This window comes from Stenotrophomonas sp. Marseille-Q5258 (genome assembly GCF_946900935.1).
GTDB classification, from domain to species: domain Bacteria; phylum Pseudomonadota; class Gammaproteobacteria; order Xanthomonadales; family Xanthomonadaceae; genus Stenotrophomonas; species Stenotrophomonas nematodicola.
Genome location: NZ_CAMPPN010000003.1, coordinates 1 through 25,950, shown reverse-complemented (window position 1 = coordinate 25,950; position 25,950 = coordinate 1). Strand labels below are relative to the sequence as shown.

The 25,950-nt window shown below is 67.9% G+C and carries 21 protein-coding genes and 1 pseudogene; 10 read left to right on the top strand and 12 right to left on the bottom strand.

Translation table 11 applies throughout. From position 1 onward, the window contains the following. Window positions 1-70: 70 nt before the first annotated feature. A complete protein-coding gene (locus OC534_RS02405) occupies window positions 71-1,129 on the top strand; it encodes a YeiH family protein (RefSeq protein ID WP_262071355.1) in 1,059 nt (352 codons plus the stop codon). A 199-nt stretch (window positions 1,130-1,328) separates the two neighbouring features. Then, complete coding sequence (dbpA, locus tag OC534_RS02400) at window positions 1,329-2,705, top strand: ATP-dependent RNA helicase DbpA (RefSeq protein ID WP_136003797.1); 1,377 nt, start codon at window positions 1,329-1,331, stop codon at window positions 2,703-2,705. A gap of 24 nt (window positions 2,706-2,729) precedes the next feature. Here the strand turns inward: dbpA and OC534_RS02395 are convergent, their stop codons facing one another. The 4 genes from OC534_RS02395 to OC534_RS02380 all read right to left on the bottom strand — a co-directional run bounded on the left by OC534_RS02395 (window position 2,730) and on the right by OC534_RS02380 (window position 6,036). Then, window positions 2,730-3,266 carry an adenine phosphoribosyltransferase gene (locus OC534_RS02395; protein ID WP_136003795.1) on the bottom strand — a complete coding sequence of 179 codons (537 nt, stop codon included), beginning with the start codon at window positions 3,264-3,266 and terminating at the stop codon, window positions 2,730-2,732. Between the two features lie 102 nt (window positions 3,267-3,368). Continuing rightward, window positions 3,369-4,934, bottom strand: a complete 1,566-nt coding sequence (locus OC534_RS02390; protein ID WP_262071308.1) for a protein adenylyltransferase SelO — start codon at window positions 4,932-4,934, stop codon at window positions 3,369-3,371. A 37-nt stretch (window positions 4,935-4,971) separates the two neighbouring features. Then, a complete protein-coding gene (locus tag OC534_RS02385) occupies window positions 4,972-5,664 on the bottom strand; it encodes a glutathione S-transferase (protein ID WP_017356919.1) in 693 nt (230 codons plus the stop codon). A gap of 162 nt (window positions 5,665-5,826) precedes the next feature. Next, the gene (locus tag OC534_RS02380) at window positions 5,827-6,036 is read right to left on the bottom strand and encodes a cold-shock protein (protein WP_017356920.1); all 210 of its coding nucleotides are present in this window, start codon (window positions 6,034-6,036) and stop codon (window positions 5,827-5,829) included. Between the two features lie 300 nt (window positions 6,037-6,336). Here OC534_RS02380 and OC534_RS02375 point away from each other — a divergent pair, with 300 nt between their 5' ends. After that, on the top strand, window positions 6,337-6,813 hold the full coding sequence (locus OC534_RS02375) for a YaiI/YqxD family protein (RefSeq protein ID WP_136003791.1): 477 nt from the start codon (window positions 6,337-6,339) through the stop codon (window positions 6,811-6,813). Window positions 6,814-6,957: 144 nt separating this feature from the next. Here the strand turns inward: OC534_RS02375 and OC534_RS02370 are convergent, their stop codons facing one another. Continuing rightward, a complete protein-coding gene (locus tag OC534_RS02370) occupies window positions 6,958-7,848 on the bottom strand; it encodes a pseudouridine synthase (RefSeq protein WP_153164243.1) in 891 nt (296 codons plus the stop codon). A gap of 42 nt (window positions 7,849-7,890) precedes the next feature. Here OC534_RS02370 and OC534_RS02365 point away from each other — a divergent pair, with 42 nt between their 5' ends. The 3 genes from OC534_RS02365 to OC534_RS02355 all read left to right on the top strand — a co-directional run bounded on the left by OC534_RS02365 (window position 7,891) and on the right by OC534_RS02355 (window position 11,789). Continuing rightward, the gene (locus tag OC534_RS02365) at window positions 7,891-8,442 is read left to right on the top strand and encodes a YaeQ family protein (RefSeq protein ID WP_017356406.1); all 552 of its coding nucleotides are present in this window, start codon (window positions 7,891-7,893) and stop codon (window positions 8,440-8,442) included. Next, entirely contained in the window at window positions 8,439-9,623 is a 1,185-nt protein-coding gene (locus tag OC534_RS02360; protein WP_017356407.1) for an NAD(P)/FAD-dependent oxidoreductase, read from the top strand. The genes OC534_RS02365 and OC534_RS02360 overlap by 4 nt, the downstream gene beginning before the upstream one ends. A 96-nt stretch (window positions 9,624-9,719) precedes the next feature. Next, window positions 9,720-11,789 carry an EAL domain-containing protein gene (locus OC534_RS02355; RefSeq protein WP_017356408.1) on the top strand — a complete coding sequence of 690 codons (2,070 nt, stop codon included), beginning with the start codon at window positions 9,720-9,722 and terminating at the stop codon, window positions 11,787-11,789. Window positions 11,790-12,038: 249 nt separating this feature from the next. Here OC534_RS02355 and fabV read toward each other — a convergent pair whose 3' ends face one another. The 6 genes from fabV to queA all read right to left on the bottom strand — a co-directional run bounded on the left by fabV (window position 12,039) and on the right by queA (window position 19,353). Next, window positions 12,039-13,295, bottom strand: coding sequence for an enoyl-ACP reductase FabV (fabV, locus tag OC534_RS02350; RefSeq protein ID WP_026070825.1), 1,257 nt, complete (start codon window positions 13,293-13,295; stop codon window positions 12,039-12,041). Window positions 13,296-13,654: 359 nt separating this feature from the next. Then, entirely contained in the window at window positions 13,655-14,629 is a 975-nt protein-coding gene (gene secF, locus OC534_RS02345; RefSeq protein ID WP_017356410.1) for a protein translocase subunit SecF, read from the bottom strand. Between the two features lie 19 nt (window positions 14,630-14,648). Further along, on the bottom strand, window positions 14,649-16,502 hold the full coding sequence (gene secD, locus OC534_RS02340; RefSeq protein ID WP_136005950.1) for a protein translocase subunit SecD: 1,854 nt from the start codon (window positions 16,500-16,502) through the stop codon (window positions 14,649-14,651). 58 nt (window positions 16,503-16,560) lie between these two features. After that, the gene (yajC, locus tag OC534_RS02335) at window positions 16,561-16,905 is read right to left on the bottom strand and encodes a preprotein translocase subunit YajC (RefSeq protein ID WP_017356412.1); all 345 of its coding nucleotides are present in this window, start codon (window positions 16,903-16,905) and stop codon (window positions 16,561-16,563) included. A 155-nt stretch (window positions 16,906-17,060) separates the two neighbouring features. Next, a complete protein-coding gene (gene tgt, locus OC534_RS02330; RefSeq protein ID WP_017356413.1) occupies window positions 17,061-18,191 on the bottom strand; it encodes a tRNA guanosine(34) transglycosylase Tgt in 1,131 nt (376 codons plus the stop codon). Window positions 18,192-18,285: 94 nt separating this feature from the next. Next, window positions 18,286-19,353, bottom strand: coding sequence for a tRNA preQ1(34) S-adenosylmethionine ribosyltransferase-isomerase QueA (gene queA, locus OC534_RS02325; RefSeq protein ID WP_136005945.1), 1,068 nt, complete (start codon window positions 19,351-19,353; stop codon window positions 18,286-18,288). A 212-nt stretch (window positions 19,354-19,565) separates the two neighbouring features. Between queA and OC534_RS02320 the strand changes: the two genes are divergently transcribed. Both OC534_RS02320 and OC534_RS02315 read left to right on the top strand, forming a co-directional pair. After that, window positions 19,566-21,062, top strand: coding sequence for an aminotransferase class III-fold pyridoxal phosphate-dependent enzyme (locus OC534_RS02320; protein ID WP_017356415.1), 1,497 nt, complete (start codon window positions 19,566-19,568; stop codon window positions 21,060-21,062). A 171-nt stretch (window positions 21,063-21,233) separates the two neighbouring features. After that, entirely contained in the window at window positions 21,234-21,827 is a 594-nt protein-coding gene (locus tag OC534_RS02315) for a TIGR00730 family Rossman fold protein (protein ID WP_017356416.1), read from the top strand. 71 nt (window positions 21,828-21,898) lie between these two features. Here the strand turns inward: OC534_RS02315 and OC534_RS02310 are convergent, their stop codons facing one another. Further along, the gene (locus OC534_RS02310) at window positions 21,899-24,760 is read right to left on the bottom strand and encodes an EAL domain-containing protein (RefSeq protein ID WP_051008627.1); all 2,862 of its coding nucleotides are present in this window, start codon (window positions 24,758-24,760) and stop codon (window positions 21,899-21,901) included. 210 nt (window positions 24,761-24,970) lie between these two features. Here OC534_RS02310 and OC534_RS02305 point away from each other — a divergent pair, with 210 nt between their 5' ends. Further along, window positions 24,971-25,525, top strand: coding sequence for an RNA polymerase sigma factor (locus OC534_RS02305; protein ID WP_136005968.1), 555 nt, complete (start codon window positions 24,971-24,973; stop codon window positions 25,523-25,525). Next, a pseudogene (locus OC534_RS02300) lies at window positions 25,522-25,950 on the top strand (hypothetical protein); the annotation flags it as partial. The gene OC534_RS02305 and the pseudogene OC534_RS02300, both read left to right, overlap by 4 nt.

Here is a 25,950-nt window from a genome sequence, read left to right as displayed (position 1 = left end):
GGTTCATGTGGCCGGCGCAGGCTATCACCCAGCACCCCTGGAGACTGCCGTGAACGCGTCCACCGCTCCCTTGCCCGCCACCACCACTGCCGCCCAGCGCTGGCGCAGCCGCGTGCCCGGCCTGCTGCTGACCGCCGCAGTGGCCGCCGCGGCGATCGGTCTGGCCACCCTGCCGTGGCTGCAGGCGCATGGCATCAGCGCGCTGACCCTGGCGATCGTGTTCGGCATCGCGCTGGGCAATACCGTGTACCCCCCTCTGTCAGCGCCGGCCGCGACCGGGGTGGGCTTTTCCAAGCAATGGCTGCTGCGCGCCGGGATCGTGCTGTACGGGCTGCGCCTGACCTTCCAGGATATCGGCCAGGTCGGCGTGGCCGGGGTGCTGGTCGATGCGCTGGTGCTGACCAGCACCTTCGCGCTGGCCTGGTTGGCCGGTACCCGCTGGTTCGGCATTGACCGGGGTACTGCACTGCTGATCGGCGCGGGCAGCTCGATCTGCGGCGCAGCCGCAGTGATGGCCGCCGAACCGGTGGTGCGCGGGCGAGCGGAGCAGGTCACCGTCGCGGTATCGACCGTGGTGGTGTTTGGCACCGCGGGCATGTTCCTGTACCCGGCGCTGTACCAGCTCAACCTGGCCCATGCCTGGGTGCCGATGAGCGAAACGCTGTACGGCGTGTTCACCGGTTCGACCGTGCATGAGGTGGCCCAGGTGGTCGCCGCCGGGCGCGCGGTCAGCGAGGGAGCCGCGGACACGGCGGTCATTGCCAAGATGGTGCGGGTGATGATGCTGGCCCCGTTCCTTGTCGCGCTGTCGCTGCTGCTGGCCCGCAGGCAGGGCGTCCGACCGGGCGCGGCACCGGCGAAGATCGTGGTGCCGTGGTTTGCCTTCGGCTTCGTCGCGGTGGCCGGGCTCAACTCGCTGCAGCTGCTGCCGGCCGGGCTGGTGGCGCTGGCCATCCAGGTGGACACCGTCCTGCTGGCGATGGCGATGGCCGCGCTGGGCCTGACCACCCATGTGTCGGCCCTGCGTCAGGCCGGCATGAAACCGCTGCTGCTCGCCCTGCTGCTGTTTGCCTGGCTGCTGGCCGGCGGGCTGGGCATCAACCTGGGCGTGCACGCACTGCTGGGGTGAGCACCGTCCCCATGCCCTCTGCGCAGATGGACCGTGAACGCATTGCCGTTGTTGATCGTCGCCGCCTGCTGTCCCGTACCGCCGGGTGCCGGACCGCTACGGTGCACGGGAGGAGGCCGGGGAGGGACTGCGGGCGCACGATCCGGCCTCAAGCCTGCCGGCACACGCCCGGTGGCTGGCGCAACGGGTAGAATGTGCCATGAATGAATTCTCCGAACTGCCCCTGTCGGCCTCGCTGGCGGCGGGCATCGACGCGCTGGGCTATACCCGCCTGACCCCCGTGCAGGCGCAGAGCCTGCCGGCCATCCTCGACCGTCGTGACGTAATCGCCCAGGCGCCCACCGGCAGCGGCAAGACTGCCGCCTTCGGCCTTGGCCTGCTGCAGGCACTGGACCCGGCCGTGATCCGCGCACAGGCGCTGGTGCTGTGCCCGACCCGCGAGCTCGCCGACCAGGTCGGCAAGCAGATCCGCAAGCTGGCCACCGGCATTCCCAATCTCAAGCTGGTGGTGCTGACCGGCGGCATGCCGCTGGGCCCGCAGCTGGCCTCGCTGGAGGCCCACGATCCACATGTGGTGGTGGGCACGCCGGGCCGCATCCAGGAACTGGGGCGCAAGCGCGCCCTGCATCTGGGCGGAGTCAAGACGCTGGTGCTGGACGAAGCCGACCGCATGCTCGACATGGGCTTCGAGGAGCCCATCCGCGAGATCGCCGGGCGCACCAGCAAGGATCGCCAGACGCTGCTGTTCTCGGCCACCTTCCCCGACGAGATCCGCGAGATCGCCCGTGTGCTGCTGCGTGACCCGGTCGAAGTGACCGTGGAAGGCGCCGACCATGCGCCCGCGATCCGCCACCTGTTCTGCGAGACCGAGCTGGCGATGAAGCAGAAGGCGCTGGCGGGCCTGCTGCTCAAGTACACGCCCGAGTCGACGGTGGTGTTCTGCAATACCCGGCGCGACGTCGACGAGGTGGCGCTGTCGCTGCAGCAGTTCGGGTTCTCCGCCCTGCCCCTGCACGGCGAGATGGAACAGCGCGACCGCGATGAAGTGCTGGTGCGCTTCGCCAACCGCAGCTGCAACGTACTGGTGGCCAGCGACGTGGCCGCGCGCGGACTGGACGTGCAGGACCTGGCGGCGGTGATCAACTACGAGCTGCCGACCGATATCGAGACCTACGAACACCGCGTCGGCCGCACCGGTCGTGCCGGTGCCACCGGCCTGGCGATCAGCCTGGTCACCGGCCGCGAGCGCAACCGCGCCGACGCGCTGGAAGCGGCACAGGGCGCGCCGCTGGACTGGCAGAAAACCCCGCTGGCGACCGCGCGTCCGGCCGTACTGCCGCAGGCGGCAATGGAGACGCTGCGGATCGACGGCGGCAAGACCGACAAGCTGCGCCCCGGCGACATCCTCGGCGCGCTGACCGGCGAGGCAGGGCTGTCCGCCAAGGTGATCGGCAAGATCGACATCTACGCGACGCGGTCGTACGTGGCCATCGCGCGCGAGCACGTCGGCCGTGCGATCGCACGGCTGGAAGCGGGCAAAATCAAGGGCCGTCGCTTCCGCGTGCGGAAGATGTAAGGGAGCGGCCGCCGCGGGACGGGGTCAGTAGACCAGGTTGGCCAGCAGCGGCACGTTGCTGGTCCAACGCTCGCGGCCGCCGAGTCCGGCCAGTTCGACCAGCACCGCTGCACCGACCACCTCGACCTGCAACTGCTGCGCGAGCGACAACGCCGCCAGCAGCGTGCCTCCCGTGGCAAGCACGTCGTCGACCACCAGCACCCGCGCACCGGCCGGCAGCGCGTCGGCATGCACCTCGATGCTGTCGGTGCGGTATTCCAGCGTGTAGTCCTGTTTCAACGTCCGGCCGGGCAGCTTGCCCGGCTTGCGCACCGGCACGAAGCCCACGCCCAGCACCCGCGCCATCGCCGCGCCCAGGATGAAACCACGTGATTCGATGCCCATCACCGCCGCCAGGCGCGCGTCGCGCCAGGGGGCGACCATTGCATCGACGGCCGCAGCGAAATCCTCGCCGTTGGCCAGCAGCGGCATGATGTCCTTGAACAGGATGCCGGGCTTGGGGAAATCGGCGATATCGCGCAGGCGGCCGGCCCAGGCGGGCGTGGTGGGAGAATCGGTCATGGGGATCGGGTAAAGCAGGTGGGCGGCATAGGGTAACCCGACCCGCCCACCGGGCCGCTCACCTGCCTCCGCCGCCGGTGGGACCCAGCGTTGCAGGGGGCGTCAGGAACTGCAGGAGAGCATCGAACAGCCCGCCTTGTCGCGCGCCCACTCGGGGCGCTTGCCCGCATAGTGCGCGCGCCCCGGCTGGACGTCGTATGGATGCCGCAGCACCTCCAGCAGCGTGTGCACGCCGCTGAGGTCGCCCTGCTCCGCCTGCTCGATCGCCTCCTGCGCCAGCCAGTTGCGCAGCACATAGAGCGGATTGGCGCGCGCCATCGCCTGCTCGCGCGCCGCGCGGTCCAGCGGGTCGGCGCGCAGCCGCGCGGCGTACTGCTGCAGCCATGCCTGCAGCGCCGGAAGCACCGCCGTGCGGCGTTCGGCGCTGTAGAACGCATCCTCCAGAACGTCCACCGACGGCGCCTGCGGGTCCAGCCCGATCAGGCCGCGGAACGCCAGCGTCATGTCCATCCCGCCGTCCTGCAGGATCTGCAGCCACGCGGCCATCATCGCCACGTCGTCGTCGCGACACTGGTCCAGACCCAATTTGGCGGCAATGTCGTCGCGCTCGCACTGCGCATGCACGTCCTGGAACCGGGCCAGCCCTGCATGCAATGGCGCGACGTCGTCAAACAGCGGCGACAGCGCCTGCGCCAGGCGGGTCAGGTTCCAGTACGCCACCTGCGGCTGGGTGCCGAAGCGGTAGCGCCGGCCCTGTGCGTCGGTGGTGTTGGGGGTCCAGTCGGGATCGTAATCCTCGACCCAGCCGTACGGGCCATAGTCGATGGTCAGCCCCAGGATGGACATGTTGTCGGTGTTCATTACCCCGTGCACGAAGCCCACCCGCATCCAGTGCGCCACCATCCTCGCCGTGCGCTCGCAGACCTGGGTGAACCATGCCGCGTAACGCGCGGCGCCGGCATCGGCCAGCGCCGGGAAATCGCGGGCGATGCACACATCGGCCAGCTGCCGCAGCAACGCGGTATCGCCGCGCGAGGCCGCCAGTTCGAAGGTTCCGAATCGCATGAACGAGGGGGCCACCCGGCAGACGATCGCACCCGGTTCGGGCGCCGGATGACCGTCGTAGAACATGTCGCGCACTACGGCGTCGCCACTGCCCACCAGGCTCAGAGCGCGTGTGGTCGGCACGCCGAGATGGTGCATCGCCTCGCTGCACAGGAATTCGCGGATGGACGAGCGGAGCACCGCGCGCCCATCGGCACCGCGCGAATACGGGGTGCGTCCGGCCCCCTTGAGCTGCAGCTCCCAGCGCGCGCCGTCGGGTGCGATCAGTTCGCCCAGCGAGATCGCACGGCCGTCGCCGAGCTGGCCGGCCCAATGTCCGAACTGATGGCCACCGTAGTTGGCTGCCCACGGCTGCATCCCGGCATACAGCGCATTGCCGCCAAACACGCGCGGGAAATCCGCGCTGTCCAGCAGCTCGGGACCGATGCCCAGCAGCGCGGCGACCTCCTCCGCATACGCCAACAGGCGCGGGGCCGTCACCGGCGTCGGCAGCACCGACGACCAGGCCGCGCCGCGCACCTCGCGCACCCGCGGGCCAGTCTCCTCGTCGCCGGGCAGATCACGGATGAAACGGTTGTCGAAACGCAGCGGCTCAGTGCTCATGACCAGCAGATGGGGGCACAGGCGCCCCCCCGCAAGCTCAACCGGCGCCGGCGCCGAGGTCCAGCGCGCCCCCACGCTCCACCGCACGCTGGTACGCCGGGCGCTGCTCGATGCGCTGCAGGAAACTGCGCAGTTTCGGGTAGGCCGCCATGCTGCCCGCACGCGAGGCGGCGGCCTGGATCGGGAAGCTCATCTGGATGTCGGCGGCGGTGAATCGCTCGCCGGCAAACCACGGCGCACTGCCCAGCTCACGCTCCATCCAGTCCAGGTGCAGGGTCAGCTGTGGACCGACGAATCCCTTCATCACCTTGTCGGCGATGCCGCGGGCGATCGGTCGCGCGAAGAACGGCATCGGCGCCTTGCGCACCCGCGCGAACACCAGGCTGAGCAGCAGCGGCGGCATCGCCGAGCCCTCGGCGTAGTGCATCCAGTAGCGATAGCGGATGCGCTCGGGGGCCTGTGCAGGCAGCAGTTCGGGGGACAACTGACGGGCGCTGTCGTAGCGGTCGGCCAGGTACTCCAGGATCGCACCGGATTCGGCCAGGACCAGCGCGTCGTCCTGCAGCACCGGCGATTTACCCAACGGATGGACATCGCGCAGCGCCTGCGGCGCCAGCCAGGTCTTCCGATCGCGCTGATAGGTCACGACCTGGTATGGCAGGCCCAGCTCTTCAAGCATCCACAGCACGCGCTGCGAGCGCGAGTGGTCCAGATGGTGCACTTTGATCATCGATCGTTCCGCGCGTTCAAACCCGCATCGTAACCGCGCGCCTGCCGCGGTGACGTCACGAGCGTGCGCCGTCGCGTACACCGCGCCGTGGAGAAGACAATAAAAAACGCCGGAAGCTTTCGCTTCCGGCGTTCATGGCGACCTTACGGTAGCAGGGGTCGATTAGACCGCCTGCACCTGGTCAGCCTGCATACCCTTCTGGCCCTGGACGGCGACGAAGGTGACCTTCTGGCCTTCCTGCAGCGACTTGAAGCCGGTGCCCTGGATGGCGCGGAAGTGGACGAAGAGGTCCGGGCCGCTTTCCGGGGTGATGAAGCCGAAGCCCTTGGCGTCGTTGAACCACTTCACGGTGCCCTGCTGACGATCAGACATGTACTAACTCCTGAAACAAAAGTTGAAATAATCGCGGCCGCCGGATATCGGAGCCGAGACTGAGTTGCAGGCGTTGGTAAAGCGGATCGATGAGCAGATCGTGAGATCAACTGCACCAGGCCACGATTCACGGTGACCCTAGCAAACACAGTGTGGGGGACGATACTCGTGTTTTACCGAAAAAGCGATAGCTGATTTATTCAGCCATCCCCCCGTCCCGCCTGACAGGACAAGGGATTGACCAATTCTACACGAAATCTGAGTCCCCATTCAGACTTTTCCTACCTTAAGATCAGCCAAATGCCCGATTCAAGTTCTGCCGTTTCCCGCATCTGGGTGGATGCCGATGCCTGTCCTGGCGTGATCAAGGAGATCCTTTTCCGCGCGGCTGAACGCGTCAGGATTCCGCTGACACTGGTCGCCAACCAGTGGCTGCGCACCCCGCCCTCGCGCTGCATCACCGCCATCCAGGTCCCGCCGGGGCTTGATGTGGCCGACAACGTGATCGTAGAGCGCATGGCAGCCGGCGACCTGGTGGTTACCCAGGACATCCCGCTCGCCGCGCTGGTACTGGAAAAGGGCGGCGTGGCCCTGAATCCGCGGGGGCAGCTGTACACCCCGGACAACATGGCCGAGCGGCTGTCCATGCGCAATTTCATGGAGGAGCTGCGCGGCGCCGGTATCCAGACCGGCGGCCCACCCCCGCTGGACGCGCGCGATCGCCAGCGCTTCGCCGCAGCGCTGGACCGCTGGCTCGCCCATCGTTCAGGAAGCTGACTCTATTGCGGGCCGCGCTGCGCGCGCCAGCCGGGCAGAGCCCGGCTCTACGTCTGCTCCCAATGCCTCACCGTAGAGCCGGGCCTGCCCGGCTGCTCTCCGGTCCGCCACCGCAACGCCCGCGCTGCGCGTGCCAGCCGGGCGCTACACGATCAGCTGGCGGCCGCTGGTGAAGCTGCGGCGTTGACCGCTGAGGGGGTCGACGAACGCCAGCGCCTGGGCGAGGAGCTGCAGCGGTTCACCGGGATCCCGCTGCCCCTCTGTGCGCAGCACCGGGTACAGGTCGTCGCCGAGAATCGGGGCTCCCAGTGCGGCCATGTGCACGCGCAATTGGTGCTTGCGCCCGGATTCGGGGTCCAGCCGATAGCGCCACACCGGGCCGCCGGCGTCGATCACCTCGATCCGGGTGCGTGCGTTGGGCACGCCAGCCGCTTCGGCCATGCGGAAGAATGGCTCGCCCGGCACCAGCCGGCTGTGCCGCTCCAGCGGGAACTGCAACGCCGGCAGTGCCGGGGCCAGGGCCTGGTAGGTCTTGTCGATGCGACGCTCGCGGAACAGCCGCTGGTAGGCATCGCGCGTGGCCGGGCGGGTCGAGAACAGCACCAGCCCCGCCGTCAGCCGGTCCAGGCGGTGCAATGGCACCAGGTGCGGATTGCCCGTACGCGCCACCAGCCGCGCCAGCAGGGTCTCGCGAACGTGCCCGCCGGCCGGCGTGACCGGCAGGAAATGCGGCTTTTCGGCCACCAGCAGGTCGTCGTCCTGATGCAGGATCGACTCGACGAACGGGATCGCCGGTTCACCCTCCACCTCACGGAAGTAACGGATCTCCAGACCGACCTGCCAGGGCTGCTCCGCCGCCAGCGCCCTGCCCTGCACATCGAGCACCCGTCCACGCGCGAAACGGTCAACCCACTGGGCGCGGTCGATGCGCGGGAAGCGCGCGCACAGCCCGTCGAGCAGGCAGCCCCAATCGCCCGGGGGCAACTGCAGGCGGCTGGCGGCAACATCGGCGGAAACGGGATCGGACGGGGTCATGGCCCACGCATTATCATGGCGCTCTTTGTTTACGGTACCCCCATGGCCCTCACCGCCACCATCCGCAAGGCCGAACTCCAGATCAGCGACATGGACCGTGGCTACTACGCCACCCACACGCTCACCCTGGCCCAGCACCCGTCGGAGACCGACGACCGCCTGATGGTGCGGCTGCTGGCCTTCGCCCTGAATGCCGATGACCGCCTGGAATTCGGCCGCGGGCTGAGCGTGGACGACGAGCCGGATCTGTGGCGCCGCGATTACACCGGCGACATCGAGCTGTGGATCGAACTGGGCCAGCCGGACGAATCGCGCCTGCGCAAGGCCGCCGGCCGTTCTCGCGCGGTGCAGCTGATCACCTACGGCGGGCGCGCCACCGATATCTGGTGGGAGCGCAACGCCGCAGCGGCCAACAAGCTGTCAGTGCTGGAGGTGATGGATCTGCCGGCCGACTTCGTCGCCGAATGGGGTGCACAGGTCGAGCGCACCATGCGCTGGGACGTGCTGATCCAGGACGGCGAGGTGCAGCTGCTCTCGGACAAGGCGCAACTGGCCGTGACGCCGGTCTGGCGCAAGCGCAAACCGCAGGCATGAGCGTGATCCGCTGCGACGTGCTGGTCATCGGGGCCGGTGCGGCCGGGCTGATGTGCGCGCTCACGGCGGGCCAGCGCGGTCGCATCGTGCAGGTGATCGACCATGCCAACAAGGTCGGCAAGAAGATCCTGATGTCCGGTGGCGGGCGCTGCAACTTCACCAACACCGGCACCACCCCGGCCAACTTCCTGTCGGCCAACCCGCATTTCTGCAAGTCCGCGCTGGCACGCTATACGCCCGGCGACTTCATCGAGATGGTCGAACGCCACGGCATCGCCTATCACGAAAAGGAACTGGGCCAGCTGTTCTGCGACGTCTCGTCCAAGCAGATCGTGCGCATGCTGGTGGACGAGTGCCAGGCGGCAGGCGTGCAGATCCGCACTGACTGCGGCGTGGACAAGGTGGAGCGCGGCGCCGACGGCTTCCACGTCCACACCGCGCAGGGCCATTTCCACGCCGCATCGCTGGTGGTGGCGACCGGCGGCCTGTCGATCCCCAGCCTGGGCGCCACCGGTTTCGGTTACGAGCTGGCCCGCCAGTTCGGCCACACCGTGCTGCCCACGCGCGCCGGCCTGGTGCCGTTGACCCTGAGTGGCACGCATCAGGAACGCTTCCACGACCTGAGCGGGGTCGCCCTGCCGGTCGCAGCGCGCTGCGGCGACGTCGCGTTCCGCAATTCCATGCTGATCACCCACCGCGGCGTCAGCGGCCCGGCGATCCTGCAGATCTCCTCGTTCTGGCAGCCCGGCGACGACCTGCGCCTGGACCTGCTGCCCGACCGCGATGCCGAGACCTGGCTGCGCGACATGAAGCGCGACCGCGGCGCCGCCGAGCTGCGCACCGTGCTGTCGGAGGTGGTGCCACGCCGGCTGGCACTGCGTCTGTGCGAGCACTGGCTGCCGGACCGTCCGGTGCGCCAGATCGACGAGCGCCAGCTGCGCGAGGCGGCCGCCCTGCTGCAGGACTTCCCGCTGGTGGCCAGCGGCACGGAGGGCTATCGGACCGCCGAGGTCACCCTGGGCGGGGTGGACACGCGCAAGGTGTCCTCCAGCACATTCGAATCGCAGCTGGTGCCGGGCCTGCACTTCATTGGCGAAGTGCTGGACGTGACCGGCTGGCTGGGCGGATACAACTTCCAATGGGCGTGGGCCTGCGGCCATGCCGCCGGCCAGGTGGTCTAGGCCGACGATTCCGTGATCGAGTACCGCGAGTACCGCCGTCAGCATGGACGTAATCCCACGCATCGTGTATCAAGTTTGCAGTCTGGGGAGTAGTGAATGCAGAACGCGAATGACATGACCGTCCGCCTGCTGATCGTGGACGACAGCGGGGAGAACGCTGAGACCATCGTCAGCACGTTGCGCAACAGCGGCATCGCGGTGCGCCCGGCGCGCCCGCAGAACAGCGAGGAGCTGGCGCAGGTGCTGGGCAGCCAGCCGATCGACCTGATCCTGGCCGCCCCTGGACAGAGCATTCCGCTCCTGCAGGTAACCCAGCAGATCGCGGCGAGCGGCAAGGACATCCCGATGATCCTGCTGGCCGAACGCCTGGACGAGAACGAATGGGTGGAAGCCGGTGCCAACGGCATCCGGGCCATCGCGTTGCGCCACCGCCCCGAGCACCTGCTGGCAGTGGTCCGCAACGAGTGGACCGACCTGCAGGCGCGCCGCGGGCTGCGCCGGATCGAGGCGCAGATGCGTGAGACCGAGCGACGCTGCGACGCGCTGATCTCGTCCTCGCGCGATCCCATCGCCTACATCCACGAAGGCATGCACATCCGCGCCAACGAAGCCTATCTGGAGATGTTCGGCTACGAGGCGTTCGACGACGTGGAAGGCATCTCGCTGCTGGACATGGTGGCGCCGCAGCACGTGGACGGCTTCAAACAGCTGCTCAAGTCGCTGAGCAGGGGCGACGCGCCGCCGCCGCAGTACCAGGTGGACGCGCGCAACCAGGACGGCGCCGTGTTTCCGGCGACGATGGAGTTCACCCAGGCCAGCTATGAGGGCGAGTCGTGCCTGCAGGTGGTGTTCCGCCGCCGCATGGAGTTCGACCCGGAGCTGGCCCGCGAGGTCGAGGACCTGCGCCAGCGCGACCAGGTGACGGGCCTGCTCAACCGCCCGACGTTCATGCTGCACGTGGAGAATGCGGTGGCCCAGGCCGGTCGCAGCGAAGGCCAGTTTGGCCTGCTGCTGATCGAGCCGGACCACTACGCGCGCCTGCTGCCGGACATCGGCCTGGATTCGGCCGATGTGCTGATCGGCGCGCTGGGCCAGGTGCTGGCCGACACCGTCGGCGATGACGCGCGCCTGGCGCGCTTCGGCGAGCACAGCTTCGCCGTGCTGACCGAGGGCCCCTACGCGCACACCGTGGCGCTGGCCGACCAGATCCGCGAGGCTTACGCCGCCAAGGTGTTCAGCATCGGCGACCGCTCGGCCACGGTGACGGTGAGCATCGGCGGGGTACAGGTCGGCGAGAAGATTGCCAGCATCGGCCAGGTGCTCGCGCGGGCAACCGAGTGCACGCACGCAGCGTCGGAGCTGGGCAACACCACGCGCATCTTCGACCCCGCCGCAGTCGACCGGGTCGAGGAAGAACGCATCCAGCGCTGGGTGGCGCGTATCCGTGAAGCCCTGGCCGGCGACGGGTTCCAGCTGCACTACCAGCCGGTGCTGAACCTGCAGGGCGAGGCGCTGGAGCTGTACGAGGCCTACCTGCGCCTGGAGAACAACGGTGAGCTGCTGAGCCCGACGGCCTTCCTGGGCATCGCCGAGGAGCACGGGCTGCTGGCCGACATCAACCGCTGGGTGGTGGCCCATGCGATCGGGGTGCTGGGCGAGCGCGAACGCGCCGGCCATCCAACACACATGATGGTGAAGGTGACACCGGAATCGTTCAACGATCCGCAGATGATCGCCACCCTGCGCCGCGAGCTGCTGGCCAACGGGGTACCCGGCGAGCGGCTGTGGCTGCACGCGCCGGAAGCGAAGGTGTTCACGCACCTGCGCAATGCGCAGCAGTTCCTGGCCGAGGTGGCGCCGCTGGGCTGCCGGATCGGACTGGAGCAGTTTGGCTCGGGCTTGGATTCGTTCCAGCTGCTGGCGCATTTCCAGCCGCAGTTCCTGAAGCTGGACCGCGACTTCACCAGCGATTTCGCACGCACGCGCGAGCACAGCGAGAAGATCAGCGAAATCACCGCCCGCGCGCAGTCGGCCAACATCCGAACCATCGCCGAGTTCGTGGCCGATGCGAATTCGATGAGCCTGCTGTTCAGTGCCGGCGTGGATTACGTGCAGGGCGAGTTCGTGGGGCCTGCCGGTCCATTGATGAACTTCGACTTCGCCTGAGGCGGGCGCTGTCGCCGGAGTGCGGGTCGGCCGCGCGCGGGGGCCTTCCACAGTGCCGCGGTAGCCGCGGATGAAACGGCCAGGCTGCCGTTGGCTGCCGTGACGACGTGAGCATCGAGAGCGGGAGTATCCGCCCGCCTCGCACGGAAGAAGCAGACGCGTGCGTCAACGCAACGCCGACAACGACAATGCCGCCCGAAGGCGGCATGTCGTATCGCATCACAGCCGACCAAGGGTCGGCGTGCGCTATCAGGTCATGTCGACCAGGTTGGGGATGGCCACGTCGGTGGCGACGTCCGCCTCATAGTCCACGCCTTCCACGCCGAAACCGAACAGACGCAGGAAATCGGCCTTGTAGCCGGCCAGGTCGCTGATCTCGTAGAGGTTTTCATTGGTCACCTGCGGCCACAGCGCAACCACTTCACCCTGCACGTCCGGCGCCATTTCCTTGTAGTCCGCGCGCAGGCGGCCGGCTTCATCGACCAGCTCCACCGGGTGTCCGTCGGCAAGCAGCTGGTGGCGCAGGCGCTCGGTGGCGGTGCCGGTGTCCTTGCCACCGTAGAGGATGTCGTACAGCGTATCGAGCTGCTCGATGCAGCCTTCGTGGGTGCCCTTGGCCTTCATCACCTTGAACAGCAGCGACAGGTACAGCGGCATGGTCGGGATCGCGGAGCTGGCCTGGGTCACCACCGCCTTGAGCACCGACACGCGCGCGTCGCCGCCGATCGTCTCCAGCTTCGCGCGCAGACCCAGCACCTTCTGGTCCAGATCCTTCTTGGCTGCGCCGATGGAACCGTTCCAGTAGATCGCCTGGGTGATCTCCTCACCCACATAGGTGAACGCGGTGGTGGTGGCACCCTCGGCCAGCACGCCGGCTTCCAGCAGCGCATCGATCCACATCTGCCAGTCTTCGCCACCCATCACGGCCACGGTACCGGCGATCTCTTCCGGCGTGGCCGGTTCGATCGTGGTTTCGGTGATGACTTCCTTGTCGGTATCCAGACCACGCAGGGTGATCGGCGCACCGATCGGCTTGAGCGTGGAGCTGATCACTTCACCCGTCCTGGGGTGTTTGCGGCGCGGCGCGGCCAGGCTGTAGACGACCTGGTCGACCTGGCCCAGGTCCTGCCGGATCAGCTCGATGACCTTGGCCTTGACCTCGTCGGAGAACGCATCGCCGTTGATGCTCTTGGCGTACAGACCGGCCTGCCCGGCATACTTGTGGAACGCGGCCGAGTTGTACCAGCCAGCGGTGCCGGGCTTGGTGTCGGTGCCGGGTCGCTCGAAGAACACACCCAGGGTGGCGGCATCGCTGCCGAAGGCGGCGGTGATGCGTGCAGCCAGGCCGTAGCCGGTGGACGCGCCGAGCACCAGCACCTTCTTCGGGCCGTTGACGATCTTCGGCTTGGACTGGATGTAGTCGATCTGCTGCTTGACAGCGGCGTCGCAGCCGACCGGATGGGTGGTGACGCAGATGAAGCCGCGCACACGCGGTTTGATGACCATGAAGACCTCGATGGGAACAGGCGCAGGCACGGCCTGCGCGATGAAAAGGGCGGCGCGCCATCGGAACGGCTGCGCGGAACGCATGGGATCGTAGTGCGCGGGGGCGCGTTGCACAACCGACGGGGGTGTATGGCAGGCCCCTGTCAGGGAGCGCGGGTAAGGCCATGCCAGTGTCAGGACACGCCGTGAACCCATCCTTGGGGGCTCGTAGGCGGCATCCATGCCGCCTACGGTCCTGCCACTGGCATGACCTCACCCGCCCCGAAGTGGGTCGGGCCGGAAGGGAAGAGCCGAAGAGCCAGTCCCCAACGAAAAAGCCGCGCAGGGCGCGGCTTTTCCGGTGTTGCGGTGCAGGCCGCTTACGGGCGGCGTGCGAGGGCTTCGACGTCCTTGGCCTTGGGCAGGAGGTCCTGCTTGGTCACGGCCAGCACGCCCATCGTCAGCAGCGGGCAGGCGATGAAGATCGAGGACAGCGTACCGATCACCGCGCCGATCATCTGGCTCAGCGCCAGCCCTTCCAGCGAACCGCCACCGTACAGGTACAGCGCCAGCACCGACAGGAAGAACACCAGCGAGGTGATGATGGTGCGCGACAGGGTCTGGTTGATCGAGCGGTTCATCACTTCCAGCGGCTCCACGCGCAGGCTGCGGAAGTTCTCGCGGACACGGTCGAAGACCACGATGGTGTCGTTGATCGAGAAGCCCATCACCGACAGCAGGCCCGCCAGCACGGTCAGGTCGAACTCGCGACCGCTGAGCGAGAAGTAGCCGGCGACCACCAGCACGTCGAACAGGGTGGTAATGATGGCGACCATCGCGAACTTCCACTCGAAGCGGAAGCCGATGTAGATCAGGAAGCCGACGAGCACGAACAGCGCGGCGTACAGGCCGTTCAGCGCCAGCTCCTTGCCGACCTGCGGGCCGACGAACTCGGCGCCGACGATGGTGGCCCGGTTGCCTTCCACCGAGATCGCCTTCTGGACGGCCTGGGCGGTACGGTTGTTGGCTTCGCCGGCGTTCTCGCCCTCGCCCATCGCCTGCGGCTGCAGACGGATCAGCAGGTTGCTGCCGCTGCCGAAGTTCTGCACCTGGGCGCCACCGTAACCGGCCCCCTCCAGGTGCTCACGCACGGCATCGACGTCGGCCGGCTTGTCGAAGCGCACTTCGACCACCGTGCCGCCCGTGAAGTCCAACGCGTAGTTGAAGCCCTTGAAGGCAATGCAGCCCACGGCGGCGATGAACACCAGCGCGGCCAGCGTGATCGCCACCCAGCGGGTACGCATGAAGTCGAACTTGGTGTCGTTCGGAATCAGATGCAACGGGAACAGTTTCATGGTTTCGATTCTCTTCCCGTCAGATGGCCAGGGACTTGAGCTTCTTGCGGCGGCTGTAGACCAGAACGGCCAGCGCACGCGAGACGGTGATTGCGGTGAACATCGAGGCCAGGATGCCGACGATCATCGTGACCGCGAAGCCCTTCAGCGGACCGGTACCGAAGGCGTACAGCGCCACGCCGGCCAGCATGCCGGTGAGGTTGGCGTCCAGGATCGTGCCCGAGGCCTTTTCGTAACCGGCGACGATCGACGCCTTCGGCGGGACGCCGGCGCGCAGTTCTTCGCGGATACGTTCGTTGATCAGCACGTTGGCGTCGACCGACAGGCCGATCGACAGCGCCAGGCCGGCGAAGCCGGGAAGCGTCATCGTGGCGCCGAACAGCGACATCACCGCCACCACGATCAGCAGGTTGAACAGCATGGCCACCGAGGTGATCACGCCGAACATGCGGTAGTACACGGTGAAGAAGACCAGCGTGAACAGGAAGGCGAAGCCCACGGCGGTCACGCCGCGCTCGACGTTCTCCGCACCCAGGCTGGGACCGACGATGCGCTCTTCGACGAAGTCCATCGGTGCGGCCAGCGAGCCGGACTTCAGGAGCTTGGCCAGGTTTTCCGCTTCCGCCTTGTCCAGGCCGGTGGTCTGGAAGTTCTTGCCGAACACGCCGTTGATGTTGGCGACCGAAATCACCTCCTCCTTGACGCGGAAGCTGCGCACTTCCTTGCCGTCGACCACGTTGACGGTCGGGATGCGCTCGGTGTACACCACCGCCATCGGCTTGTTCACGTTGGCCGCGGTGAAGTCGAACATGCGCTGGCCGCCGACGTTGTTCAGGGTCACGCTGACCGCGGCCAGGCCGTTCTGGTCGGTGGTGGCCTGCGCGGCAACCATCTGGTCACCGGTGACGATCACGCGCTTGTTCAGCAGGATCGGGCCGCGATTGTCGCGCTGCTGGTAAACCTTGGCCTCCGGCGGAATGCGGCCGCTGGTGATGGCGTCCTGTGCGTTGCCTTCAACCACGGCGCGGTATTCCAGCGTCGCGGTGGCACCGATCATGCGCTTGGCTTCGGCGGTGTCCTGCACGCCCGGCAGCTGCACGACCACGCGGTCGGCGCCCTGGCGCTGGATGATCGGCTCGGCCACGCCCAGCTGGTTGACGCGGTTGCGCAGGGTGTTGACGTTCTGCTCGATGGCCCCGTTGGCGATCGACGTCAGCTCGGTTTCCGGCACGCTCACGGTGACGCGGTTGCCGGCCACGTCGTAGCCCAGGGCCGGCTGCGCCTTGTACATCACGTCACGGGCGCGGGCGGCAGCATCGGCACCGGCGGACGGGCTGATGCTGGCCACGATGGTGTTGTCCGGGCGACGCTCCACCGACTGGTAGGCGATACGGGCGTCGCGCAGGCTGGTGCGCACGTCTTCGGCGTAGGCATCCAGGCGCTTGTCCAGCGCGGCCTTCTGGTCGACCTGCAGCACGAAGTGCACGCCGCCCTGGAGATCCAGGCCCAACACCATCGGCTTGGCGCCGAGATCGCTCAGCCAGGTGGGCACGGTGGAGGCCAGGTTCAGGGCGACCACGTAGTCCTCGCCCATTTCATCCCGAAGCGCGTCGTTGGCGGCCGTCTGCGCCTGCAGACTGGGCAGGCGCACGATCAGGCTGTCGCCCTCCTTGGCCACCGACAGCGGTTCCACGCCGGCCTGCTTGAGGTCGCCCAGCACGCGGTCGCGCAGGGCGTCGTCGATCTGCCCGCCACGGTTGGCGGTGATCTGCACGGCAGGGTCCTTCTGGTAGATGTTCGGCAGCGCATACAGCGCGCTGACCGCCAGTACGATCAGGATGAGGAAGTACTTCCAGCGTGGAAATTCGAGCATTGCTTGGGTCCCGCGCGGTGCCCGTCCCGGCACCGCGGTTGAACGGAAAGGGAGTGGATCAGTTGGCCGACTTCAGCGTGCCGGTCGGCAGCACGTTGCCCACGGCGCCCTTCTGCACGCGGATGCGCACGTTGTCGGCCACTTCGATGGTGATGAAGTTGTCGCCGATGTCGGTCACCACGCCGGCGATGCCGCCGTTGGTCAGCACTTCATCGCCGCGCTTGATCTTCTCCAGCATCGCCTTGTGTTCCTTCTGGCGCTTCATCTGCGGGCGGATCATCAGGAAGTACATGACCGCGATCAGGACGATCGGGACCAGGAACGTCGTCCAGGAGGCACCCGGCGGCTGGCCGGCAGCGGACTGGGCGTGTGCGGCGGGGATCAGGAAGGCGATCAGGTTCATACAGTGTGTCCTTGGGTTGGAGGCGCCCCGTTCCGAGGGGGAGCGGGGTGTCGCCGCGAAACAGGGGTCAGCCGCGAAGTATGCCACGGCCCCGGGAGTTCGTCCTTGGGCCGTTTGGCAGGGTATGCGCGCGGATTCGGGGACGCCGCTGCCGCTTACAGCGGCGGCGTGGCGGCACCCCGGGCCGCATAGAAGGACTCGCGGAAGGCTGAAAAGGTTCCCGCCGCGATGGCCGCGCGCATGTCGGCCATCAGCTTTTCGTAGTAATACAGGTTGTGCAGGGTGCCCAGCATCGGCGCCAGCATCTCATTGCAGCGGTCCAGGTGGCGCAGGTAGGACCGGGTGTAGCCGCTGCTGCAGGCGTGGCAGCCGCAGCCCGGCTCGATGGTGTCCATGTCGCGCTCGTAACGGGCATTGCGGATGCGCACGGTGCCGAACGATGTGAAGTAATGGCCGTTGCGGGCGTTGCGGGTGGGCATGACGCAATCAAACATGTCCACGCCCCGCGCCACGCCTTCCACCAGGTCTTCCGGGCGCCCCACGCCCATCAGGTAGCGCGGGCGGTCGGCCGGCAGGATCGGGTGCATGTGGTCCAGCATGGCGTTGCGCTCGTGCTCGGGCTCGCCCACCGCCAGCCCGCCGATGGCGTAACCGTCGAAGCCGATCTGCTGCAGGCCCTCGGCCGAGCGGGTGCGCAGGTCGTGGTGCACGCCGCCCTGGACGATGCCGAACAGGGCCGCATCGTTGCCGAGCGCATCGTGCGCATTGCGGCTGCGCTGGGCCCAGCGCAGGCTCAGTTCCATCGAAGTGCGCGCCACCGGTTCGGTCGCCGGGTACGGGGTGCATTCGTCGAAGATCATCACGATGTCCGAATCGAGCACCTTCTGGATCTTCATGCTCTCCTCCGGCCCGAGGAAGACGCGTGCGCCGTCGGTCGGCGAAGCGAAGGTCACGCCCTGCTCGGTGATCTTGCGGCGGTGCGCCAGCGAGAACACCTGGAAGCCGCCGGAGTCGGTCAGGATCGGCCCGTTCCAGCGCGCGAAGCCATGCAGTCCGCCGTGGTCGGCGATCACGTCCAGGCCCGGGCGCAGGTACAGATGGAAGGTGTTGCCGAGGATGATCTCCGCGCCCAGCGCACGGATCTGCTCCGGCAGGATGCCCTTGACCGTGCCATAGGTGCCCACCGGCATGAAGGCCGGGGTTTCGACGGTTCCGCGCGGGAAGGTCAGGCGGCCGCGGCGGGCGCGGCCGTCGGTGGTCTGGAGCTGGAACTGGAGTCGGGACATGGAGCAGGCGTTCGGGCAAATAATTGCCCATTGTCGCCGAAAACGTGCTGCCGCGTCGGCGGGGGCACGGCCGCCCTGCCCTGCCCCGGCCCGGTCATTCCCCCTGCGGGAACAGCAGCATGGCATCGCCGTAGCTGAAGAACCGGTATTTCTCTTCGATGGCCGCCCGATATGCATCGAACACCCGCGCCTGCCCGGCGAAGGCCGAAATCATCATCAGCAGCGTGCTTTCAGGCAGGTGGAAGTTGGTCACCATCGCGTCGACGCTGCGGATCCGGTAGCCCGGCGTGATGAAAATCTGGGTCTCCCCGGCATACGGCAGCAGTTCGCCATCACGCATCGCACTTTCCAGGGCACGCACCACGGTGGTACCCACGCCGATCACCCGGCCCCCGGCCGCGCGCGTGCGACGCACCTGCTGGACCAGTTCGGCACCGACATTGAGCCATTCCCGGTGCATGACATGTTCGTTCAGGTCATCCACGCGCACCGGCTGGAACGTGCCGGCGCCCACATGCAGGGTCACATGGCCGAAGGCCACTCCCTGCGCCGCCAGGGCGGCCAGCAGCGCCTCGTCGAAATGCAGCCCGGCGGTGGGTGCGGCCACCGCACCGACCTCGCGGGCGAACACGGTCTGGTAGCGCTCGCGGTCGTCCAGCCCGGGCTCGCGCTGGATGTAGGGCGGCAACGGCAGGCGCCCGGCGTGAAGGAGCCATTGCTCCAGTGCTTCGGGGATGTGGAACTGCAGGACGTAGAACTCGCCGTCGCGGCCGAGCACCTCGGCCTCGCCCCCGGCGTCCAGCGCAATCCGGCTGCCGGCCTTGGGCGACTTGCTGGCGCCGACCTGGGCGCGGGCCTGCTGGGCGCCGAGCAGGCGCTCGATCAGGATCTCGACCCGCCCGCCGCTGGCCTTCTGGCCAAACAGACGCGCCGGAATCACCCGGGTATCGTTGAAGACCAGCAGGTCGCCGGCGCGCAGCAGATCGGGCAGGTCGCGCACATGGCGATGCTCGAACGCGGCCGGGGCCGGCGGCACCACCATCAGGCGGCTGGCCGAGCGCTCCGCAAGCGGAGCCTGGGCAATCAGTTCAGGCGGCAGTTCGTAGTTGAAATCGGACTTCTTCAAGGCAGCGCACGGCAACGTGTAGGCAATGTCGTCCATTGTACGACTGGCCCTCGATGGCAACGCAGGATTGGCCAAACGTCGCGCAAAATGCTGCTATGCAGCAGCGTTTTGCGGGGTTATCGCGCGAAAAACCGCGTGCTAGCATCGAGTTGGAAGTCTGATGCACGAGCAGGAATGCCCGAAGCGCGCGCGAATAGACGCGCGTTTTGCTTTTCCGCCGTGCCGCCAATCGTTTCAGGAGATCTGCAATGAGCTTCATCGACCGTCTCGCCCCCCTTCGCGCCCAGCCGGGCGCCCGCCTGACCACCGGCCTGGATGACGCCACCCTCGAACGCCTGGCCGCCGGCCACCCGGACCTGGTCGCCGCCATCGACGCCGCCGCCGCCGAGTTCGAGCGCGTGCGCGCCGACCTGGGTGCCCTGCTGCCGCTGGACGAGCGCGCCCAGATCGACGCCATGCAGGACGGCTTCGTCAATTTCTATGCCGATGACGCGGTGACGCCGTACGTGGCCCTGGCCGCCCGCGGCGCCTGGGTGGTCACGCTCAAGGGCGCGGTGCTGTATGACGCTGGCGGCTACGGCATGCTCGGCTTCGGACATACGCCTGCGGCCGTGATGGAGGCCATGTCGGCCCCGCAGGTGATGGCCAACGTGATGACCCCGAGCCTGTCCCAGCAGCGCTTCATCGCCGCGCTGCGCCAGGAGATCGGTCACCGTCGCGGTGGCTGCCCGTACAGCCGTTTCATGTGCCTGAATTCGGGTTCCGAAGCGGTCGGCCTGGCCGCACGCATCGCCGACGTCAACGCCAAGCTGCAGACCGATCCAGGCGCCCGCCACGCCGGGGCCACCATCAAGCGTGTCGTGGTCAAGGGGAGCTTCCACGGCCGCACCGACCGCCCCGGCCTGTACTCGGACTCCAGCCGCAAAACCTACATGCAGCACCTGGCCAGCTATCGTGGCGAGGACTCGGTGATCGCGATCGCGCCCTATGACGAAGACGCGCTCAAGCGGGTGTTCGCCGAGGCCGAACAGAACCACTGGTTCGTCGAAGCGGTGTTCCTGGAGCCGGTGATGGGCGAAGGCGATCCGGGCCGTTCGGTGCCGCCATCGTTCTACGCCCTGGCCCGCGAGCTGACCCGCCAGCACGGCAGCCTGCTGCTGCTCGATTCGATCCAGGCCGGCCTGCGTGCGCATGGCGTGCTGTCGATCGTGGACTACCCCGGTTTCGAAGGGCTGGACGCGCCGGACATGGAGACCTACTCCAAGGCACTCAACGCCGCCCAGTTCCCGCTGTCGGTGCTGGCCGTGACCGACCACGCCGCCCAGCTGTACCGCAAGGGCATCTACGGCAACACCATGACCTCCAACCCGCGTGCGCTGGACGTCGCCTGCGCCACCCTGTCGCTGCTGACGCCGCAGGTGCGTGAGAACATCCGCGTGCGCGGCGAGGAAGCCGTGCGCAAGCTGGAACAACTCAGGAGCGAGCTGGGCGGGCTGATCACCAAGGTGCAGGGCACCGGCCTGCTGTTCTCCTGCGAGCTGGCCCCGCAGTTCAAGTGTTACGGCGCCGGCTCCACCGAAGAGTGGCTGCGCAACCACGGCATCAATGTGATCCACGGCGGCGAGAACTCGCTGCGCTTCACCCCGCACTTCGGCATGGACAGCGACGAGCTGGACCTGCTGGTGGGCCTGGTGGGACGGGCGCTGAAGGAAGGCCCGCGCAGGGAGCAGTCGCAGGCGGCGTAAGCCGACAGCGGACCTGACCACCCGGTCAGGTCCGGTTTGGCCCCGGCCCGGCGAACGCGCTAAAATCGCCGATCGCATCTGCGGAACGAACCCCGTCACGAGACCGGAACATCGGTCATCGGCGGGGCTTTTTCGTTTCCGCCGCGTCACCTCCGAACACAGGAAGATCCAATGAAGTCGATTTGCGTTTACTGTGGCTCCAACCCCGGCAGCAAGCCGATCTACACCGAGCGCGCCATCGCGCTGGGCGACCGCATCGCCCGCGACGGCCTGCGCCTGGTGTACGGCGGCGGCAACGTCGGCCTGATGGGCACGGTGGCCAACGCCGTACTGGCTGGCGGCGGTGAGGTCACCGGTGTGATTCCGCAGCAGCTGGCCGACTGGGAAGTGGCCCACCGCGGCCTGACCGAGCTGGAAATCGTCGGTTCGATGCACGAGCGCAAGTCGCGCATGTTCGACCTGTCCGACGCGTTCGTTGCCCTGCCCGGCGGCTTCGGCACGATGGAAGAGATCTTCGAGATGCTCACCTGGCGCCAGCTCGGCATCGGCAACAAGCCGTGCGCCTTCCTGGACGTGGACGGTTTCTACGCCCCGCTGATCGGCATGATCGACCGCATGGTGGAAGAGCGCTTCCTGCATCCCGAGCAGCGCGCCGACCTCTGGTACGGGTCGGACATCGACGCGATGCTGGAGTGGATGCGCGGGTACGAACCGGCGCAGGCCTCCAAGTGGATCGACGAGAAGCGCCGCAACGCCTTGCGGTGACACCGTGGCGCGGGGCGCTGCCCCGCTGGATCTCCGTCGTGCCTGGTGAACGTGCCGGGGAGACCCCGGCGCTACGCCGTTTCCATCGGTGCGGGGCGGCCCAGCAGGTAACCCTGGCCATAGTCGCAGCCGAGTTGCAGCAGCGTGTCGCGCTGGGCGGCGTTCTCGATACCCTCGCCCACCGTTTCGATGCCCAGCGTGCGGGCCAGCGACAGCACGCCCTGGACCAGCGCATAGGTACTCTGGATGTCCTGGCCGTGCAGACCTGCGATGAAACTCTGGTCGATCTTGAGCGTGGAGATCGGGAACCGGTGCAGATAGGACAGCGCTGAAAAGCCGGTCCCGAAATCGTCCAGCTGCACCAGCACACCCCGCTCGCGCAGCGTCTGCAGGATGCGCAGCGTGCGCGGGCCGTCATCGAGCAGCGCCACCTCGGTGATCTCCAGCCGCAACCGGTGCGGGTCGGCGCCGACTGCCTCGATCAGGCCAAACAGACGCGAACTGAAATCGGCCGACCGGAAATGACGCGGCGACACGTTCACCGACAGATAGCCGCGTCCGCCGCGTGCCAGCTGCCCGATCACCTGCTCGTAGAGCAGCCAGTCCGCCTGTTCGATCAGGCCGCTCTCTTCGCCCAGGTCGAGAAACGCGCTCGGCAGCAGCAGACCGCGCCGCTCGTGCTGCCAGCGCAGCAGCGCTTCGTGCCCCACCACCTCCCCGTCCGACAGGCGCACGATCGGCTGGTAATAGGGAAGAAAATCGCGGTTGATGATGGCCCGGCGCAGGTCCGCTTCCAGGTCCAGGCTGCGCAGCGCCTCTTCGCGCATGGCTTCATCGAACACCGCGCAGCGGTCCTTGCCCTGCGCCTTGGCACGGTACATCGCCGCATCGGCGTCGCGCACCAGTTCCTCGCCATTGCGGTAGCGCGGATGCCACATGGCAATGCCGAGGCTGCCGGACGGAAACAGCTCGCGCCCCTTGACCCACATCGACTCTTCCAGCGCCATCAGCATCCGCTGCGCGAACTCCACCGCCGAGGACAACCCGTGACGGCACTGCAGCAGGATCGCAAACTCGTCGCCGCCCAGCCGCGCCACCACGTCCTCGCTGGAGACCATCGAGACGATCCGCTTGGCCACCTCGACCAGCATCTGGTCGCCGGCGGCGTGGCCAATGCTGTCATTGACCAGCTTGAAGCGGTCCAGGTCCAGGAACAGCACCGCGAAGGCCGATCCGTCGGGCTGACGCGCCTGGGCGATCGCATCCTCCAGCCGGTCCAGCAGATGCAGCCGGTTGGGCAGACCGGTCAACGCGTCGTGCATGGCCTGGTGGGTGAGCCGCTGCTCCGCGCGCAGGCGCTCGCCGATCTGGCCCAGCAGTTTTTCGTTCACATCGGCCAGTTCACGGGTGCGCTCCTCCACCCGCAGTTCCAGCTCGGCGTGCGCGTTGCGCAGCCGCTCCTGGTCGCGCTGGCGGGCCAGGCCGTTGCCGATGTTCTGCGCCACGAACGTCAGCAGGCGCTGGTCGTGGGCGGTGAAGCTGACGTCCGGCGAGTAGCTCTGCACCACGATCACGCCGACCACGTCGTCGTCGCTCAGCAACGGCACGCCCAGCCAGCAATGCGAACGCGCACCGAACTCGCGCACCGCGCCGGCCGCGCGCAGTGCATCGATGTTGTCGCGCGTGGCCAGCAGCGGCTGGCGGTTGCGCACGATGTACTCGGTGAGACCCTCGCTGAAGGGGCGCGGTGCGCGGGAGGCGTTGTACTCGTCCACCGAGTAGACGAATTCCAACCCGTCACCCCCTTCGTTGACCAGCGCAATATAGAAGTTGCGCGCATCCAGCAGCGTGCCCACCACCCCATGCACCTGGACATAGAACTCGGTCAGGCTGGAGGCGCTCATCGCCATCTCGGAGATGTTGAACAGCGCCAGCTGCAGTTTCTCGGCGCGGCGCCGCTCCACCACTTCGTCCTGCAGGCTGCGGTTGGCGCGCTGCAGTTCCAGCGTGCGCCGCTCCACCTGGCGCTCCAGCTGCACCTGTGCCTGGCGGCGGTCCATCGCGGTCTGGATGTGCTGGGCGACGTAGCCCAGCAGTGCGCGGTCGGCTTCGCCGTAACGCGCGCGGTGTTCATAGCTCTGCACCACGATGGCGCCACACACCCGGCCTTCGCGCAGCATCGGTACGCCCAGCCAGTCCAGGCTTTCCGGCCCCCGATCCGGATCGGGTTCGTCGTTGTCGGCAGCGAGCAGCTCGCGCGACGGACCGCTCAACGGCTGCCCGTGACGCAGCAGCGCGAAGGTCAGGCTGCGCGGCATCTCGTGCTCTTCGTAGCTGCGGTCAGGATCGGCGACAAAGCTGTCCTGCTGGTCGGCGAAGTACAGGAACCGGACCCGGCGCCGCACATCGTCGTACTCGACAATAAAGCAGTTCTGCGCGTACATCAGGGAGTTGAGCACGCTGTGCACGTGACGCAGCATCTCGGACATTTCCAGGTCCGCGCCGGCAAGGTCGGCGATTTCATACAGCGCCTGCTGCAGGCGTTTGGAGATTTCCAGCGAGTGGATCTCGCGGCGCTGTCGGGTCAGCGCAATGGCGTCCTGCACGGCACGCCGCGCCAGCCCCCACCATCCTGCGTCCAGGGGCACCGGCTCCCCTTGGCTCAGCACCCGCATCGCCAGCCGGGTGTCCCCGAACTGCCATCGCTGCAGCTGCCCCGGCGCGGGAAGCGCCGCGTCGAGCAGGTGACCGGCGGTCATCGAGCGATCGAAGGGTTCGGACTGCAGCCCGTCGCCAAGCACCGGGTCGCGCCAGGCCAGATGCAGGCTGCTGCCGACAGGCAGCACCGCGCAGAGGGTGCGCGCCAGATCGGCGGACACCTGCGCGTCACGGTCCGGGTCCACTGAAGGCGTCACTACCTGACTGGACAGCATGTTCGTCTCTACTGGCACCGGATGCCCGGCACCTCCCCTGTCCCCCGAGCATAACGCGGGGACCGGGGGGCAATGGAAGGGTGGCAACCCCGATTGTTGCAGATGGACGTTATTGGAACGTCACCTGGAACCGCTCTCCCCATGCCGCCGGCCACCTCCCTGCCACCGCCACGCTTTGCGGACGCACCCGCACCGCTTACTCTGTGCGCCGTGGATGCCGTGGCCCTGCCAACCGATGAAGCGCTGATGCTGGCCTGGGCCGGCGGGGACCTGCCTGCGTTCGAGGTTCTCTACGGGCGCCATCGTGCCCGGCTGTACAGCTTCCTGCTGCGACAGCTGCGCGACGCCGCGCTCGCCGACGAACTGTTCCAGGACGTCTGGCAGCGGGTGATCGCTGCCCGCACCGGCTGGCAGCCCGAGGCCGCCTTCACCACGTGGCTGTTCCGGATCGCGCACAACCGGCTGAACGATCACTGGCGTGCGGCGCGGCACCGGCCGCCGCCGCCCGGCGATGCCGACGAACGCGTGGCGCGCATGAGCGACAGCCGCACGCCGGAAACCCAGCTGTCCGAGTTCGAGCAGCGCCGTCGCCTGCAACTGGCGATGGAGCAGCTTCCCGCCGACCAGCGCGACGTGCTGCAGCTCCGGCTGGAACAGGAGCTCAGCCTGGAGGAGATCGCCGAGATCACCGGCGTGGGCCGCGAGACCGTCAAGTCGCGGCTGCGCTATGCGATGGACAAGCTGCGCGCGGGGATGAACGCATGAACGACCGCACGCCACTGACACCCGAAGAACGCGAACTGGCCCGCCTGCTGGGACGGTCTGCGCCGACCCCGCCGCCGCCGGCGCTCGACGACGCCGTGCTCGCCGCTGCGCGCGCGGCGGTGCAGGCGCCCCCGGTCGCCCCCGCAGCCGCGGCCGCCCCGCACGCGCCGCCACGGCGTCGGCGCTCGCGCCTGCCGGCCGTGATGGGGATCGCCGCCTCGGTGGTGTTCGCCGTCGGGATCGCCTGGCAACTGCGGCTGCAGGACCCGCCCATACCCGCTCTCGAGGTGCCGGCGGCAGATGCCCCGGCTGCGGCACCCGTGGCCGCCGAAGCGGCAGATGTCGCGGCCAGCCCGGCGGCAGCGCCCGCTGCGGCCGAACCGGCGGGCGCCATCACGCCCCCGGCCGCCCCACTGCCCCAGGCG

What these genes read in the sequence shown, in the direction of transcription:
- dbpA (WP_136003797.1), top strand. Translation starts at nt 1,329, where the DNA reads ATGAATGAATTCTCCGAACTGCCCCTGTCGGCCTCGCTGGCGGCGGGC.
- OC534_RS02395 (WP_136003795.1), bottom strand. Translation starts at nt 3,266, where the DNA reads ATGACCGATTCTCCCACCACGCCCGCCTGGGCCGGCCGCCTGCGCGAT.
- OC534_RS02390 (WP_262071308.1), bottom strand. Translation starts at nt 4,934, where the DNA reads ATGAGCACTGAGCCGCTGCGTTTCGACAACCGTTTCATCCGTGATCTG.
- OC534_RS02385 (WP_017356919.1), bottom strand. Translation starts at nt 5,664, where the DNA reads ATGATCAAAGTGCACCATCTGGACCACTCGCGCTCGCAGCGCGTGCTG.
- OC534_RS02380 (WP_017356920.1), bottom strand. Translation starts at nt 6,036, where the DNA reads ATGTCTGATCGTCAGCAGGGCACCGTGAAGTGGTTCAACGACGCCAAG.
- OC534_RS02375 (WP_136003791.1), top strand. Translation starts at nt 6,337, where the DNA reads ATGCCCGATTCAAGTTCTGCCGTTTCCCGCATCTGGGTGGATGCCGAT.
- OC534_RS02370 (WP_153164243.1), bottom strand. Translation starts at nt 7,848, where the DNA reads ATGACCCCGTCCGATCCCGTTTCCGCCGATGTTGCCGCCAGCCGCCTG.
- OC534_RS02365 (WP_017356406.1), top strand. Translation starts at nt 7,891, where the DNA reads ATGGCCCTCACCGCCACCATCCGCAAGGCCGAACTCCAGATCAGCGAC.
- OC534_RS02360 (WP_017356407.1), top strand. Translation starts at nt 8,439, where the DNA reads ATGAGCGTGATCCGCTGCGACGTGCTGGTCATCGGGGCCGGTGCGGCC.
- OC534_RS02355 (WP_017356408.1), top strand. Translation starts at nt 9,720, where the DNA reads ATGCAGAACGCGAATGACATGACCGTCCGCCTGCTGATCGTGGACGAC.
- fabV (WP_026070825.1), bottom strand. Translation starts at nt 13,295, where the DNA reads ATGGTCATCAAACCGCGTGTGCGCGGCTTCATCTGCGTCACCACCCAT.
- secF (WP_017356410.1), bottom strand. Translation starts at nt 14,629, where the DNA reads ATGAAACTGTTCCCGTTGCATCTGATTCCGAACGACACCAAGTTCGAC.
- secD (WP_136005950.1), bottom strand. Translation starts at nt 16,502, where the DNA reads ATGCTCGAATTTCCACGCTGGAAGTACTTCCTCATCCTGATCGTACTG.
- yajC (WP_017356412.1), bottom strand. Translation starts at nt 16,905, where the DNA reads ATGAACCTGATCGCCTTCCTGATCCCCGCCGCACACGCCCAGTCCGCT.
- tgt (WP_017356413.1), bottom strand. Translation starts at nt 18,191, where the DNA reads ATGTCCCGACTCCAGTTCCAGCTCCAGACCACCGACGGCCGCGCCCGC.
- queA (WP_136005945.1), bottom strand. Translation starts at nt 19,353, where the DNA reads ATGGACGACATTGCCTACACGTTGCCGTGCGCTGCCTTGAAGAAGTCC.
- OC534_RS02320 (WP_017356415.1), top strand. Translation starts at nt 19,566, where the DNA reads ATGAGCTTCATCGACCGTCTCGCCCCCCTTCGCGCCCAGCCGGGCGCC.
- OC534_RS02315 (WP_017356416.1), top strand. Translation starts at nt 21,234, where the DNA reads ATGAAGTCGATTTGCGTTTACTGTGGCTCCAACCCCGGCAGCAAGCCG.
- OC534_RS02310 (WP_051008627.1), bottom strand. Translation starts at nt 24,760, where the DNA reads ATGCTGTCCAGTCAGGTAGTGACGCCTTCAGTGGACCCGGACCGTGAC.